The organism is Microvirga pakistanensis (genome assembly GCF_004458765.1).
GTDB classification, from domain to species: domain Bacteria; phylum Pseudomonadota; class Alphaproteobacteria; order Rhizobiales; family Beijerinckiaceae; genus Microvirga; species Microvirga pakistanensis.
In genome coordinates, this window is sequence record NZ_SPJX01000718.1 from 14280 (window position 1) to 29289 (window position 15010).

Genomic DNA, 15010 nt, shown 5'->3' on the forward strand with positions numbered 1-15010 from the left:
TGAGATTTGAACCAGGGTTGGATGTAAGCGTCGTGACTACCGCCAGAGGCGGGCTGTCAGCGACAGGAGTGCCCGGTCACTGCCGGGAGGTCCGATGAGCGACAGCCCAAACGGACAGTTCTCAATATCGCCGGCTGGAGCTGTGATCTGGGGTAATCCGCCTAACCCTGCGATGCAGGTCAGTGCAAGCAAGCGCTGGCGGGTCCTCTGATCCGCGGCTCCTATATGCGGAGCAATCGACGGCGTCGTCGGAAGGCACAGAACCCGTCCCTCATAAACTTGGCTCCGAATGGACTCCCGGATCAAGCGAGCCTGGGCTCGCATGTCGTTCACCTGCTCGACGGAGATCGCGGATGCGAACTCGATGCGTTCAGCGATATTGGGGTGTATTCGGGGGTTGGTACGGCGGTACCAAGCACCATGTGTCTCCCAGACCGCTGCAGACTGAACGATTCGATAGATCCCTGCCCAGCGATCGAGCCCTTCGCTTGCGAGAGTCTTCGAAGCGACCGATCGGAACTCACGGCTTATGAGCGCAAGCGCCGGCGCCAACGCTTTCTGTGCTCGTGGATCAGCACAGTCAAAAGCATCTGTGAGGAGGACAAGATCCGTCAGCTTTTCAGGCCCGGCAGGCGGCAATAAGACCTCGCCCACCTGTGCCAGGGCCCGAGCATCGCGCGTGAGCCACCCGACCGTGTCGAACTCAGGAGCAAGCGGCACCACCCCACGCACGGAAACCAGCCCATGGGTCGGGCGGATCCCGAACAATCCGCAATAGGATGCAGGTACTCGGATGGATCCTGACGTATCGGTTCCCAGCCCGATGTCTGCGAGTCCGGCCGCCACGGATGATGCTGCGCCACTCGAGGAGCCCCCCGGTATCCTGCCTGGAGCCCGCGGGTTACGCGGTGTCCCATAGTGCATGTTCTCGCCGTTGAGCGAAAATGCCAGCTCGTCGCTCACGGTCCGTCCAACGTGGACCGCGCCCGCATGCTCCAATTGCCTGACGACCAGCGCGTCCTCATCTGCCGATGGATGTGTCCGAAGCCAGTCGGGATTGCCCGCGCCGGTCGGGAGTCCAGCCAAGTCAAAGACATCCTTGGTGGTCAAACGTAGGCCTGAGAGAAGTGCGCTCGCGCCCCGGGCCGGCCGCTCGAGAGGCCACAGGCCATGAGCGGCCGGATCAGTCTCCCCGGTCATGTCCGCCCCCATAGCGAGTTGGGCGGAGATCCGCTTATCAGATGTCCTGTTTTGGAGCGGAGTAGAACGACTCGGTAGTAACGACCGCCTCTGCCATCGAAGTCACAGATAGCTGCTTGCGCATGGCTTCGCGCCGGATCATACCGTAGGCTTCGTCTTCCGATACCTTGTAACGGTCCGACAAGAGCTTTGTGGCCCGCTCGATTGCTCGTCGCCCCTTCAAGGTCTCGTCCAGCTTGGTGATACGGCTGTGCAGCCGCTCCTGGTACTTGAAGAGGGAGCGAGCGAGAAAAAGGTTTGCGAGAATTCCAAACGGGCGCACTGGCTTGGTGACAATCCCGTAGGCGTTCGCTTCGGAAAGGGCCTCCAGCATCACAGGGTTCTCGTAGGCCAAGATCGCGATCGGCACCGCCCGCGTCGGCGGATCGAGCCAGGCAGGTCCACTTTCCGACGCGCCGGTGAGAAGAAAGAACACGACATCCGTATCCTCCGGCAGTTGGCGGGGCGAGGGCCAGACCAGCCGCGTCCGGCAGCCGATCCGCTTGAGATGGTCCCGAAGGGTGCGACCGTCCTCGTCTTCGGGATGAATGACCACAATAGATAGCTCCCGCAGCGACCGAAAAAGCGCTTGTTCCGAGGCCATGTCCATCATTCCCTAACGTATCGGCGTCAATCATCCCGCGAGGCTCCGATTATAAGCCACAAGGTACGGATCGGGTGCAATACGCGTTGGGGCCTCCCAGACAACCTCGAAAACGCCGCTTGAATTGCAGCGGGCAATCCGTGGGCGCAGATGCGTATGATTGTTTTCGGGATCGATCATGATCTCTCCTTGCGGAGCATCGAAACGTGCGCCGCTGAGCAACTGCAGCAAGAGTTCGGGATCTGCACCGCCGGCACGGTTCACGGCGTCGGCAAACAGGTGTACCTGTGAGTAGGCAGTTTCCGAGTAAACAGAGGGACGGCTCTCCGGACCGTAACGATCCCTGTAGCGAGCCAGAAATGCCCTGTTTCCCTGAGTGCTAAGGCCGGCGAAATAGGACGATACAGTGAGATGCCCGACACGGGCTTCAGGCAGCAAGGGCTGCAACTCGTCCTCGGTCGCGGTCAGGCCGGCAATTGGGCGTTCCAAGTTGGTAGCGCCCATAGCGTGGCATGCTTCCACGAAGGGAGCCGTGTCTCCGCCAACGACCGTGGAGAGGATAACATCCGGCTCGGCAGCCGCAATCTTCGCCGCAATCGCCTTGAACGCTGCCGGTCCAGCCCCTTGGGGCACATACTCTTCGCCTATGGCCGCGCCGCCACTCTCGGCGAGGAACTCGCGGGTAATCCTGTTAATCTCGCGGGCAAACACATAGTCCGATCCCACGAGAAAGAACCTCTTTCCGAAATGACGGAACAGATAGACGGCGAGAGGAACAATGCTCTGGCTCGGAGTGGCGCCTGTATAAATTACATTGGGAGAGTATTCGAAGCCCTCGTACGTTGACCCGTAGAACAGCAGGGCGCCATGCCGCTCGATCAGAGGAAGGATGGCTTTGCGGCTGGCTGAGGAACAGCATCCAAAGATAACTGGAACCTCATCACGCGCGAGCATCCTTTTCGCAATCTCCCGATAGCGCGAGAGCTCAGATGCCGGATCCTCAATGACAGGAACAATCATACGGCCGGCAATTCCGCCGCGGCTGTTGACCTCTTCGATTGCGAGAAGGGTCCCGCTCAACTGGGCCCGCTCAGTCACAGCCATGGTGCCTGTCTGGGCAAAGAGAACCCCGACGTGGATCACCCTATCGATAGCGGTGTCAGAGGCAGACGTTGATATGACGGATTTGTACATTATTGCATCTCCGGCCGAAGATCATGCCAGGAAGTGAGGGCTTGAAAACGCTCGGCCATATCGAGGAGCGTGAAGTCGGACCCAGCCCGGCCTATGAGCGTCATGCCAACCGGCAAGTTACTGCTTCCTGGCCCACACGGTATGCTGACGGCTGGCAAACCGGTGAAATTGGCCAGCCACGGCATGCATGTCATCGCATCCTGAGTCGACGTCTCTCTTCCGGCTATCGTGACGCAGTTTGCGCCGGCACGGGGTGCCGTGACCGGCAAGGTTGGCATCACCAGGATATCGACGCTCTCAAGCAGTGCTTTAACCTGCTGGACGAACACCGTCCGAAACTGCTGAGCCGCGATATAATCAATTGCAGCAATGCATCGGCCCGCCTCGAGCTGACTGCGAACCCCCGGCGCATAGCCTTCCGGAGCTTCGGTAAGATAGGTTTTATGATAAGCGGAGGCTTCAGCGAACATGATCGCCTTCCACATACTAAAACCATGACCTGCGTCGACGATTGTAACGCTGGACCTCAGGGCTCCGTCGCGCACTATGGCCTCTATGGCGTCGTTTACCCGAGCCGCCACATCCGTCGCACATTCGAAGCCCCTGCCGGCAATCACGCCCAGGCGTACCCCAGAAAACGTACGAACGATCCGTTCTGGACGTTTGACGCCGGCCATGATCTGGAGTGCAACAGCTAGATCTTGGGCGGTTCTCGCCATGGGGCCCGCACAGTCGAAAGACCAGGACAACGGCAGCAAGCCATCAGGGCTGAGTGTACCATAGGTCGGCTTGATGCCTGAGATTCCACAAGCCGCTGCCGGGATTCGGATCGATCCACCGGTATCGCTACCCAGCGCTATCGTTACCATGTCGGCCGCAACGGCGGCTCCCGACCCGCCGCTGGATCCCCCGGTGATGTGTTCGAGATTCCAGGGATTGCGTGTGGGACCGTAGGCGGATACCTCATTTGTCGCGCCGTAGGCCCATTCATGCATGTTGGTCTTCCCAATGATGATGGCCCCAGCTTGGCGCAACCGGGATACGACCGTCGCCTCACCTAAAAGAGGACGATCGCCGAGAACCCGTGAGGCCGCGGTGGTCGGCAGGTTATGGGTCAGATAGTTATCCTTCACGGCGATCGGGACACCGTGGAGTGGACCTGAAATCCGTCCGCATGCCAATCGCCGATCGGCATCGGTCGCTTGGTTCAATGCTCCCTCAACATCGATCATCGTGAACGCGTTTGTCCGACTCTGGCTGCGATCGATGGCCGCGAGAGATCTACGGACCACCTCAACGGCACTGACCTCGCGGCGCCGAATGGCGGATGCAAGCGCGGTCGCTGTGAGGTTGCTTGGCACGGCTTCACTCATCACACAGTTCTTTCGTTGGATCCGCCAATGCAACGGCCGGCAGGCGCTTAAAGGCTTCTTCGAGATCCGACAGAAGGGTCACAACCTCCTCTGCAAGTGCCTCGTCCAGCGGTGGCAGTTCGGCGTCCTTTCGTTGGGCATCCAGTCTTTGCAGGCTCCACATGGTCAGAACTCCATCTCAATTCATACGGCGAGGAGGTTTTGCAGAAGGTGGTTATCAGCCAAGAGCACATCCTTCGTGGCTTCTTTGACCACGGTGCCACGATCCATGATGTAAGCTCGCTGGGATATCGAGAGGCAGAAGTCTAGATCCTGCTCGGCCACGAGGATTGAGAGCCCCTCCTGACGGTTGAGGCGCAACAATGTCCCAGCAAGTTCATCAATGATCGATGGCTGCACTCCCTCGGTGGGTTCGTCGAGGATGAGAAGCTTCGGCTGCGTGGCGAGAGCCCGGCCCAGGGCAACAAGTTGCTGCTGGCCACCGCTGAGGGTGCCGGCAAGCGCATGAGCCTTTTCCTGGAGGGCCGGAAACTCGCTCAGTATCCTCTTCACGGCATCGCGATGGTTGTGCCCACAGGCGACAGCCGCCGAAGCGATGTTCTCAACGACTGTGAGCCTCGGGAACACGAAGCGACCTTGAGGTACATATCCGAGGCCGGCTTTGGCCCGTTTTGCCCGATCCGCAGCCAGGCTGGCTCCGCCGAGTATCACGCGGCCACCGAAGTTCGCTGTCAGGCCCATCGCATACTTCAACAGCGTCGTTTTGCCGACCCCGTTGCGCCCGAGGAGGGCAACAATCTCGCCCTCTGCAACGGTCAGGCTCACGTCACGCACAATGACGGTCTTCCGGTATCCGCCGGTCGCTTCACAGATCTCGAACATGCTCTCGCCTTCCAAGATAGATGTCCAGAATGCGCTCGTCCTTGCGCAGGTCGTCTATCGAACCCTGGGCGAATACGGCACCTTGATGAAGAACCGTCACTTCGGCATCGAGTGTGCGGATGAACTCCATGTCGTGCTCTACGACCACAACCACGACCTCCTGCGCCAAAATCCTAACGAGGAGGGAGAGATGTCGGGTCTCCTCACCTGTCATTCCGGCAGCTGGTTCGTCGAGGAGGAGCACCGAAGGCGCCGTGCAAAGCACCATTCCGATATCGAGCCATTGCTGCTCGCCGTGGGACAACTCGCTGGCCGGCTTACCGGCTTTGGCCATGAGCCCCAGCATACGCAGCATCTGCTCTGAATGAATATGCGCCTCTGCTGCGTTCCCGTGATGGCGATAGGCAGCAATCCATAGGTTCGTATAGACATCAAACTCATCGAAGACCTGTGCCGCTTGCGTCTTGATCCCAATGCCGGCGCGGGCTCTCTTGAACATCGGCCAGCGGGTAATTTCCTCCTTCCCATAGAAGACGCTGCCGCTGTTCAGGCGGTAGAAGCCGGTACAGCAGCGGAGGAAGGAGCTCTTGCCCGCGCCATTAGGGCCAATCAGGCAGTGCACCCGACCAAGCGAGAAACTTTGGCTGATGTTCTTGACAGGGGTAACACCCCCGAACCTCTTGACGGCTCCCTCAGAACGCAAGCTTGGCTGGTTTGCGCCTCGTCGCCCGACAAGGCCCCTCAGCTGGGCCAAGTCAATCTTGAGCGAAGAGGCATGGTCGTCAACAGATCCGCCTGTTCTGTTCAGGCGTATACTGCCCTGACCCGTGGCAATCACATCCATGATCGTGCCGAGGATGCCACGCTTCAAAAAGAGCACCAGTACAATCAGGCCAAGGCCCATAATGAGCGTGGTCTGGCCCCCGATAACGCCACCGCCGAGCCAGAAGGACAATCCTCCGACGACAACCGCTCCTACAAACGGGCCGATCAGGGTTCCGCGCCCGCCGACCAGCACGTAGATTGGAACAAGCAGCGCCTCCTGTGGGCTGAAGATCGAGGGGCTGAGATAATTCGACCAGCTTCCATAAAGAGCACCGGCGAGCCCAGCGATCGCGCCCGACAGGGAGAAGACAGCGAGCTGGTAGTACCGTATGTCATAGCCGAGCAGCTCCGCTTTGGTCGGGTTCATCCGGATACATGACAAGATCGTCCCGAACGGTGTCCTCAACAGCGCCTGCACAAGCATGAGAACCACTGTTGCCACCGTCAGAACGACGATGAACGTGCCCTTCGGATCCATAACCTCCCCGGTGAAGGAGACAAAGCCCGGGATATCCGACAGGCCATTGTCACCACCCACGACCGCGTCACCAATGGTGATCTTAAAGGACACAGCTGCAGTCCACAGGACCAGAGTCAGGGCATACGTTAATACAGTGGCCTGCAATGTCCCAATCCGACTATAGAAGATCAGTCCGCCAACCAAGGCTGCAAAGAGAGCTCCAGCGAGCGCTCCAACAGGCAAGCTCCAGACCAAAGTGCCTCCAGCAAGTTCGGAAAGATTGATTGCTGCGATGCCGCCGAGATAGCCGCCAATGCCGTAGAACGCTGTCTGGCCCAGGCTCAGGATACCGGAGCGTCCCCATACAAGATCAAGGCTCAGACCGAGCAAGCCAAAAATGATCCAGGACGAAGCGACGTAAGCGAGATAGGGATCCGCGAAAAGGGAAGCCGCGCCGATCAGGGCCGCAACCGCGAGTCCGGGGCCCCACCACCACCGCGATCCAAGCATTTGCTCAGGCGAGATGAGGCGCCTGGATGTAAAGACGCTGCTATTCATAATCTTTCCTCCCGTCAGCCGTTCTACAACTTGTATCGCCACAGTGATGAGATGCCGTTTGGCCAAAGGCGCAGGATGAGAATGGTTGTGCCAAAGAAGAAGAGGTCGCCAGCGGCCGTTGACCAAATACTCGATGTGATTCCGCCCGCGGTACCTAGGGTACCAATGGCGGTCACCGTTCCGCTGAGGGGAAGTGGACCGGCAACAACGACCGCCAGGAATGCCTTGATCGCCAGGGCAAACCCCATACTGGGCGTAGCGGGGAATACCGGTAGCAGGATCGCTCCAGCAAACCCGGCGAGCCCGGCACCGAGAGCAAACGTCACGGTGTTCATGCGGCTGGATTCAATCCCGATGGCGGACGCCGTTTCGGCATCAGCGATCGCTGCCCGTGCCATGATCCCATATCCTGTTCGGGTCAGGAGCCAGAAGAGACCGGCAACGCATGAGACGGCGACGAAGATCAAAAACACCATGTAGGCCGAAACGCCGTATTGCCCGATCCGAACAGTCATTTGCGGCATACCAATCCCGGGCGTTACGGAGCCAAACGCCAAGACTGCCGATTGATAAAGCGCCAGGCTCAGGCCCCAGGTCGCGAGCATCGTATCGAGCATTCTTCCGTAAAGACGGCGGATGATCAGGATCTCCACAACGGCCCCGAACAATGCTGTTGCTCCTGTTGCAAGCAGAACGGCGAGTGGGAACGGCACCCCAAGCCGTGTCGACAAGAGCGCTGCATAGGCGCCGAACATAATCATCTCGCCGTGGGCGAGATTAATGACGCCCATTAGTCCGAAGACGATGGCAAGTCCCAAGGTTGCGATCAAAAGGATAGACGCAGTGGATAACGACGATAGAATAGCTATCGCGATGTAATCGAGAGTCATGTATGCCTCCGGAATGATCGGTTGCAGAACAGGGGGTGACCGATCAAAGGCCGGGTGGCGTGAAGTGCTTCGCCGTTTTTGGCTTCCCAATCAGATCGCAGACTTCACTCTCGAAACTCGGAAGTACCGCAGGACGGGTTTCAATGATGTCGAAGCCTCGCTGCGTGTTGGCCCGTGCAACATAGATGTTCATTTGGAGGTGATGCGACTGCGGCAGGAGGGTCACGAGGCCATTGGGGGCCTCAAGGGTCAACCCACTCTCGAGCGCCTCGATGACCTGGGCCGCATCCGCAGTCCCGGCTTTCTCCACGGCTTTCGCCCACAGGAGAACGGCATTATAGGTATCTACGGCCGTCCCGATGATGGGCTCATCGGTTCCGTACGCCTGCTCCCATTTTTGTCGGAAAGCATCGTTCTCCGGGTTGTTGACCCACATCATGTATTCCGGAAATGCGACGATGTCCTTCCCCGCCTCTGGCGACACGACGACCTGTTGGTTTCCAGAACCATAGTTGGTTGAGACAAGACCGACTTTGTCCTTCAGCCCTGCGGCGGAGAATTGCTCGATGAAACCAGTTTGGTTTGCACCAACAGGCAGAGCCACGACGAAATCCGGTTTGGCTCGCTGTATCTTCTGGATCGTTGATGAGAAGTCCGTCACGGTGAGAGGGAGGAGGTCGGTTCCGACCACCGTGCCGCCGAATTTTTGAGCATAATGGGCCACCCAGCTCGCGGATATGGTTCCAAAATTATAGTCAGGAGCCATGATGTAGATGCGCGGTCCGTATGTCTTGATGGCCCACTCGACAAGGACGCTCAATTGCTGCGAGGCCGATGGACCTGTTACAAACGTTTGCTTATCGCAAGCACCCCCCTCATAAAGAGAGGTGTAGAAGTAGGGCGTGTTGCTGCGTCGTACGATCGGTCTGATTGCTTCACGCGCGGAACTGGTCAGGCCCGCGAACAAAGCCGAGATACGGTCGCGCATAACCAACGTATTTGCGTATTGGGTGTACTTGGCTTGCTCTGACTGCGCATCACTTTCGATGACCTCGACCCGCCGGCCGCCGACGCCTCCCGCTGCATTGAGTTCTGCGACAGCCAAGCGAAGACCGCGCATTTGTTGAACACCGTAGATGTTCAAATCGCCTGTAAGGTCGAAGATTGCGCCGATCTTCAATGGATCGGCCGCGTTGGCTTGCGGTGCAAGGCCCGCGCCCAGCGCCAATACGCAAAGCAGCGAGCGAGGGCCAACCTTTGTCCAAGTACGTCTAAGCATGCGATTTCCTCCAGAGCCAAGTGCTTATGGGGCTCGCAGGCACGCGGGGCAGCTGCCAGTTCAGCTCATCCGGCCAAGAGGATGTGATTGAGTGGAAGTTGTACGCGCTCGTATCCTACGAGCGGCTAATCTCATGGTGCCTTACCATGGATGTCTCGCGGCGGCTCTGCCACGAAGCGTCGGCTATCTGCCTTTGCTGTGTCTAAACTACCGAGAACAAATTCTTTGTCAAGTCGGAGGGAGGCAAGCATTTGGTAAGTTGCCCGTTGATTGGGCACAGAAGCGCTCACGTCACCTGCCAATCGGTCACCTGTTCTGTGCTTATCCGAAGCATTTAACCCGCGGGTGATGGGTCAAACCCACCGCTTTACCATCCAGATCCGATCATAACCGGGCGGGCGAACCTTTAGGCGGCGGATCTCAGCATGCTCTTGCGTCTGATAAAACCTAGGCGCCTGAAAGATTGAGGTGGTCAGCTTCGCGTCGATCACTCCAAGTACACAAGCAGCCTTCTCAGTCACGCCGAGCACGAGAGTGCCATAACTCCGCCCACGCAGGGCCACATCTACCCGGAAATGGTCGTCTTGCAACCAGCAGGCAGCAATGGTTCCACGGAAGCCCCCGGCGCACATGATTGTCATTATCGCGCATGAGCAAAGCTAACGGAATACGCGGTAAGTTGCCAGTCTGCTCGATCATATGACCCGCAGGCCAGCCGTCACGTCATCCGCTCCCGAGGGAGCGGATGCCTCGAGGAGCTCAATCTGCATGTCGTTGCCTTTGTCTCAACAAGAGTATTCCAGGTATTGTTCGTAACTCGTTACCTCCTATGACGGATACAGTCGAAGCGCTACCCGCCGAGGTTAACTGAGTGCTCGTGCGACTGTGTGCTAGAGTGCTTCCGTTTCTTCGATCATACTTCAAGTACTGCCGAGGCCCGTCATCGTATGCCTTGGTTCCAGAATCGTGGGGCTGACGTCGCTGGATTCACCGCGAGTGACGACGCCCCGCGGTAGGTGAGATACACATTCACCACGATCAGCAATCTTTGCAGCAGCGAAGTTCCTCCGGCTAACTGTGCCATCCCTGTCAGGCTACTGAGCCAGATAACCACCGTCGACCGGGAGACTGGTTCCGGTGATAAAACTCGCTCCATCGGACGCGAGAAACACCGCAGCCGCGGCAACCTCAGATGGCTCGCAGATCCTGCCGAGTGGCTGCAGTCCGATCATGTATTGGTCGACCTCGTCACCGAGATCGAGGTGCGAGCGGACGTTGGTTCGGGTGTAACCTGGAGCAATGGCGTTCACCCGGACGCCATGCTGTGCCCCTTCAAGAGCTGCGACCTTTGTCAGCCCCTCGATGGCATGCTTTGCGGCCACATACGATCCGCATTGGGCAAATCCAACACTGCCGTAGACCGAGGTATTGTTGATGATCACACCCCGCCTCTGGCCCATGAAGTGCGCCATCTGGTACTTCATGCACAGCAGCGTACCACGAACGTTGGTGTCGAACACCTCGTCGTAGTTCTCCATGGTTTCGTCCGCGATGAGGTTGGGCGACCCCAAAACTCCAGCGTTGTTGAGCGCGATGTCGAGCCCCCCGAACCGGGTCAGGCAGACTTGAACCAGTTGCTCAATATCGCTCGGGACCTTCAGATCGCACCCAATAAAATGAGCCTTGCCACCTGCAGCAACGATCGAAGCCGCGATCCTTTCTCCGACGTCGCGCCGGCGCCCGCTGATCACCACGCTGGCTCCGGCTTGTGCGAAGGCAACAGCGGTCGCCTCTCCAATGCCGCTGGTGCCGCCTGTAACGAGGGCAACGCGATCAGCCAGAACCTTACCTCCGACCTGCTGATTGGCACCGGCAGTATTGCTGTTGAGGGCACTCATTGATCAACCTTTCATCTTCATTCCGTTCACGATGTGCCTGGAAGGCTAGAGCAGCATTCAGGCTGGATCGATTACCCAGCAGGTAATAGGACTGGACAAAGACAAACCGGCTTGGAAATTGCCGCCTCAACCCGACGGACGCCGATAGGCTTCAGCGTGAGCTTGGGTCACTGCCGGATAACCAATGCAGTCCAGATCCACGCAGCTGCGGTAAGCTTAGTATTGCGGCAAACTACCGGCCGCCTCCAACTGGCAGGATCGCCCCCGTCACATACGAGGCGGCACTGGACATCAGCCAAACTACTGCCGCGGCAACCTCGTCGGTAGTTCCGGCTCTTCCGATGGGAATTCCTGGTGCCAGGCGATCCAATCGGTCTGGGGCACCCGCGGCAGCGTGCAAATCTGTTTCAATCAGACCCGCGGCAACGGCATTGACGCGGATCCCTTCTCCGGCCACCTCGCGCGCCAGCCCAATGGTCAGTGTGTCGAGGGCTCCTTTGCTCGCTGCGTAGTGTATCCACTCGCCGGCGCCGCCGAGCTTTGCGGCGATCGATGAAATATTCACAATGCTGCCTCCTTGACCGCCGCACTGCCGCGACATTCGTCTAACGGCCTCTCTGGCACACAAGAAGCAGCCCGCCACATTAACCGCCAGGACGTGGCGGAGGACATGGTCCTTCAAGTCGGCGACGCGCGAAAAACCACCAGTGACACCGGCATTGTTGACGAGACCACTCAGAGGGATTCCGAGGTCATCTGCTGCGGCAAACAGGTCGAGCACACCTGTCTCGGTCGCAAGATCAGCCCGGACGCTTTCGACGATGAAGCCGAGTCGGGATTGCTCCGCCACCAACTCCTCAGCTGAGCTGGTATCACGGGAATAATTGATCAAGATCGGGTGACCGCGCTGAGCCAAGGAACGCGCAGTCGCCGCTCCTATGCCTCGCGAGGCGCCAGTCACAATGATCAATCCCTTGGGTGAATCGAGTTCGCTCATGACCAAAGGTTTGAACAGCCCTTGGCGATCTGACCAATACTATGTCGATACAGTTCCAGACGCAGTGGCTATAGTTTGAGAGGCCTCAGCCAAACGAAGCCCCTCTAAGTCAACCGCAGCGAGGAAACGTTGAAGCGCAGCTGACACGTCGTCCTCGCGCCAGACGAGCGTGAGGGGTGCCATTGGGGCTGGCGGGAGCAGCGGCAGGAAGCTCACCCCGCGGCGGATCTGGCAGTCGGCGGCTGCCTTTGGCACGAGTGAAACGCCGGCACCAGAGGCCACAAGGTTGATGACCGTCTGCAGATGGAGCGCCTCCTGGACGATGCGAGGGACAAAGCCCACCTCGCGGCAGGCCGCTACGATCAGGTCCGTCACGCTCGGTCCTTCGGCTGACGGGTATAGTACAAACCCGTCGTCAGCGAGTTCAGACAACTTGATAGAGCTGTTGCCAGCAAGGCGGTGATGAGCCGGTAGCGCTGCTACATACGGCTCCTCAAGAACAAGCCTTTGGGCGACGCGATCATCGGCCGGAAGCTGCGGACGGGCGAACCCAACATCGATCCTCCGATCCTGCAGGGCCTCCGCAATCTCTGAGGCCAGCATCTCATTAAGAACCAACTCGACGTTCGGGCAGGCCTCACGATAATGATGAATGACTTCGGGAAGAAGCACGTACATTGCGGATCCGGCAAACCCAATTGATAATCTTCCGGTTTGGCCCCGCCCCCTGCGACGAGTCTCAGCCACTGCGGCATCCAAATCCATCAGAACCTGGCGGGCGCGATCCAGGAAGACCTGGCCGGCGTCAGTCAGACGGAGCGGCCGGGCGCCACGCTGAAGCAAAACCACGCCGATCTCTTCTTCGAGTTGTTTGATCTGCTGGCTGAGAGGCGGCTGGGCGATGTGTAGTCGTTCCGCCGCGCGGGTGAAGTTCAACTCCTCGGCGACAGCAACAAAATAGCGAAGGTGACGCAGTTCCATGACTAACTCTACCGCCCTCTGCCGCGCCAGGAAAGCCCAAGGGATCAGTATCCTCCGCGATATGGCTCGGGTCTGGAAGTGTATTGAGATCGTATTGGACGGATCTGCTTAAACATCGAAGCATGGATAGGGCAGGACCCGAGGAGGACCGATGGCAGCCTTAGACGAAGCATTTGCCGCAGCAGCAGCCTCTGGGATTCGACAGGACCGTGTGTCGGCGAATGGACTGCGGATCAACGTTGCCCGGTTCGGTCGCGGAAGGCCGCTCCTGCTTCTCCATGGTTGGCCAGAATTCTGGTTAGTCTGGCGTCCCATCATGGAGCGGCTCGGAGGTGACTTCGAACTGATTGCTCCCGATCTTCGTGGCTGTGGTGACACTGGAAAACCGTTCCCAGAGCCGGACTCGACCGCGACCGCCGAAAGGCACTCTGATGATATGTTTGCGCTGATGGACGCACTTGGGATCGAGCAATTTGGTGTTGTCGGAGGGGATCTCGGAGCCTATGTGGCCCAAGCAATGTCGCACCGCACACCCACGCGCCTTTGGGGAACCTTCTACTTCTGCACCCCATATCCAGGACTAGGATCCCGGTATGGGCAACCAAGCCATCTCATCGAAGTCTGGTATCAGTACTTCCAGCAATTGCCTTGGGCGGCTGAACTGGTGGGCAGCTCGAGAGATGCCTGCCGCATCTACTTGCGGCATTTCCTCGATCACTGGTCCGGCGACAACCCGAGTGTCTTCGCCGACCTCCTTGAAGCCTATGTGGATAACTTCATGAAGCCTGGCAACATCCAGGGAGGATTTGACTGGTACCTGAGCTCGGCGCCGACCCGACGATTGTGGCTGGAAGGCAAGCTTCCGCCGAAGCCGCCGATCACAGTACCGACACGTTTTCTTTGGGGCCAACGCGATCCGTTGATCCCGCCGGAGTGGTCTGATCGGCTCGGGGAGTATTGGTCAGATTACAGCATCGGGTTCGCCGATGCAGGCCATTATGTTCATGCTGAAATCCCCGATGTTGCTGCCCGTGAAATCCGAACCTTTTTCAATCGCATCAAAGCCAAAAGTTCATGAAGTGAACATTGCCAAGGCGAATGCCTGCGGCCGACACGTCGCCTTCGGCTTGTAGGCGGTTAGCAGAAAACTGGCGAGCTCATGCTGGGCTAGTCGGGATAATGTCCGATTGTTGCTGGGTTGTTCATCTCCGCGGAACTGATATGACCAGTTTGCATCCAGAGCACTTCTATGACTGTGTCGAACTTGAGTTCTGCCCGGACGCGATCGAGCAACGACTAATCAGAGCTTACGTGCAGCTGGTATTTGCCCCCCGCGCAGATGACCGTCGCACCGTCACGTTAGGTTGGATTGGCACCTACGAGGTCCGCCTAACAGAACTTGAGCCTGAGGCGGCCTGCGTTGGCTTTCCGCCGTTTTGGCTCGAGATTTACTGTCACGCCATGAAGGCTACGATTGATAGCTGTGGTTGTTTCGAGTTCGATGACTGTGAAATTGCAGTAGCTGTCGAGACCGTGCTCAGGAATGGAGGATCAACGGCTCCATTGCATTAGATTTCGGGAGTACATGCCATAGCTTGCCTGTCGGGTGGGCCGCTCCCAAATCCTGAGTCCTGCCATGGTTGGTGCAACAGAGGCGCCTTCCGTTAGACGCTCGTCGCGAGGATCATCAGCCATCCTGGGCTGTCTCGCGGACGAAGCTTGCGATGTCCTGGTTCAGGCGCTTCTTGTGGGTGAAATAGAGCCCGTGTGGAGCACCCTCGTACACCACCAGGCGGGCACCAGGGATCAGGGCTGCTGCGGGGCGTCCGG

Annotated in this window: 13 protein-coding genes; 1 reads left to right on the forward strand and 12 read right to left on the reverse strand. The window is 58.5% G+C overall.

Annotation, left to right across the window (positions count from 1 at the left end; genetic code table 11):
• Window positions 1-36: 36 nt before the first annotated feature.
• The 12 genes from E4K09_RS31210 to E4K09_RS28605 all read right to left on the reverse strand — a co-directional run bounded on the left by E4K09_RS31210 (window position 37) and on the right by E4K09_RS28605 (window position 13180).
• On the reverse strand, window positions 37-1212 hold the full coding sequence (locus E4K09_RS31210; protein WP_134500993.1) for an amidase: 1176 nt from the start codon (window positions 1210-1212) through the stop codon (window positions 37-39).
• A 25-nt stretch (window positions 1213-1237) separates the two neighbouring features.
• The gene (locus E4K09_RS28560; protein ID WP_166802545.1) at window positions 1238-1843 is read right to left on the reverse strand and encodes an ANTAR domain-containing response regulator; all 606 of its coding nucleotides are present in this window, start codon (window positions 1841-1843) and stop codon (window positions 1238-1240) included.
• 30 nt (window positions 1844-1873) lie between these two features.
• Window positions 1874-3037 (reverse strand): transporter substrate-binding domain-containing protein, encoded by a 1164-nt coding sequence (locus E4K09_RS28565; protein ID WP_134500995.1) that lies wholly within the window; start codon window positions 3035-3037, stop codon window positions 1874-1876.
• Complete coding sequence (locus E4K09_RS28570; RefSeq protein WP_134500996.1) at window positions 3037-4410, reverse strand: amidase; 1374 nt, start codon at window positions 4408-4410, stop codon at window positions 3037-3039. Before E4K09_RS28570 ends, E4K09_RS28565 begins: the two co-directional genes overlap by 1 nt.
• Window positions 4403-4573, reverse strand: coding sequence for a hypothetical protein (locus E4K09_RS29570; RefSeq protein ID WP_166802546.1), 171 nt, complete (start codon window positions 4571-4573; stop codon window positions 4403-4405). Before E4K09_RS29570 ends, E4K09_RS28570 begins: the two co-directional genes overlap by 8 nt.
• Before the next feature lie 20 nt (window positions 4574-4593).
• Complete coding sequence (locus E4K09_RS28575; protein ID WP_204985802.1) at window positions 4594-5307, reverse strand: ABC transporter ATP-binding protein; 714 nt, start codon at window positions 5305-5307, stop codon at window positions 4594-4596.
• Entirely contained in the window at window positions 5276-7135 is a 1860-nt protein-coding gene (locus E4K09_RS28580; RefSeq protein WP_134500997.1) for an ABC transporter permease subunit, read from the reverse strand. The genes E4K09_RS28575 and E4K09_RS28580 overlap by 32 nt, the downstream gene beginning before the upstream one ends.
• A gap of 23 nt (window positions 7136-7158) precedes the next feature.
• Complete coding sequence (locus E4K09_RS28585; protein ID WP_134500998.1) at window positions 7159-8025, reverse strand: branched-chain amino acid ABC transporter permease; 867 nt, start codon at window positions 8023-8025, stop codon at window positions 7159-7161.
• 43 nt (window positions 8026-8068) lie between these two features.
• Window positions 8069-9304, reverse strand: a complete 1236-nt coding sequence (locus E4K09_RS28590) for an urea ABC transporter substrate-binding protein (protein WP_134500999.1) — start codon at window positions 9302-9304, stop codon at window positions 8069-8071.
• 1094 nt (window positions 9305-10398) lie between these two features.
• A complete protein-coding gene (locus tag E4K09_RS28595; protein WP_134501000.1) occupies window positions 10399-11202 on the reverse strand; it encodes an SDR family NAD(P)-dependent oxidoreductase in 804 nt (267 codons plus the stop codon).
• Between the two features lie 232 nt (window positions 11203-11434).
• Window positions 11435-12199: an SDR family oxidoreductase gene (locus E4K09_RS28600; protein WP_134501001.1), complete on the reverse strand. Its 765-nt coding sequence runs from the start codon at window positions 12197-12199 to the stop codon at window positions 11435-11437.
• A 39-nt stretch (window positions 12200-12238) separates the two neighbouring features.
• A complete protein-coding gene (locus tag E4K09_RS28605; protein WP_134501002.1) occupies window positions 12239-13180 on the reverse strand; it encodes a LysR family transcriptional regulator in 942 nt (313 codons plus the stop codon).
• A gap of 151 nt (window positions 13181-13331) precedes the next feature.
• On the opposite strand from E4K09_RS28605, the gene E4K09_RS28610 reads away from it, so the two are divergent.
• Complete coding sequence (locus tag E4K09_RS28610; protein ID WP_134501003.1) at window positions 13332-14258, forward strand: alpha/beta fold hydrolase; 927 nt, start codon at window positions 13332-13334, stop codon at window positions 14256-14258.
• Window positions 14259-15010: the final 752 nt, after the last annotated feature.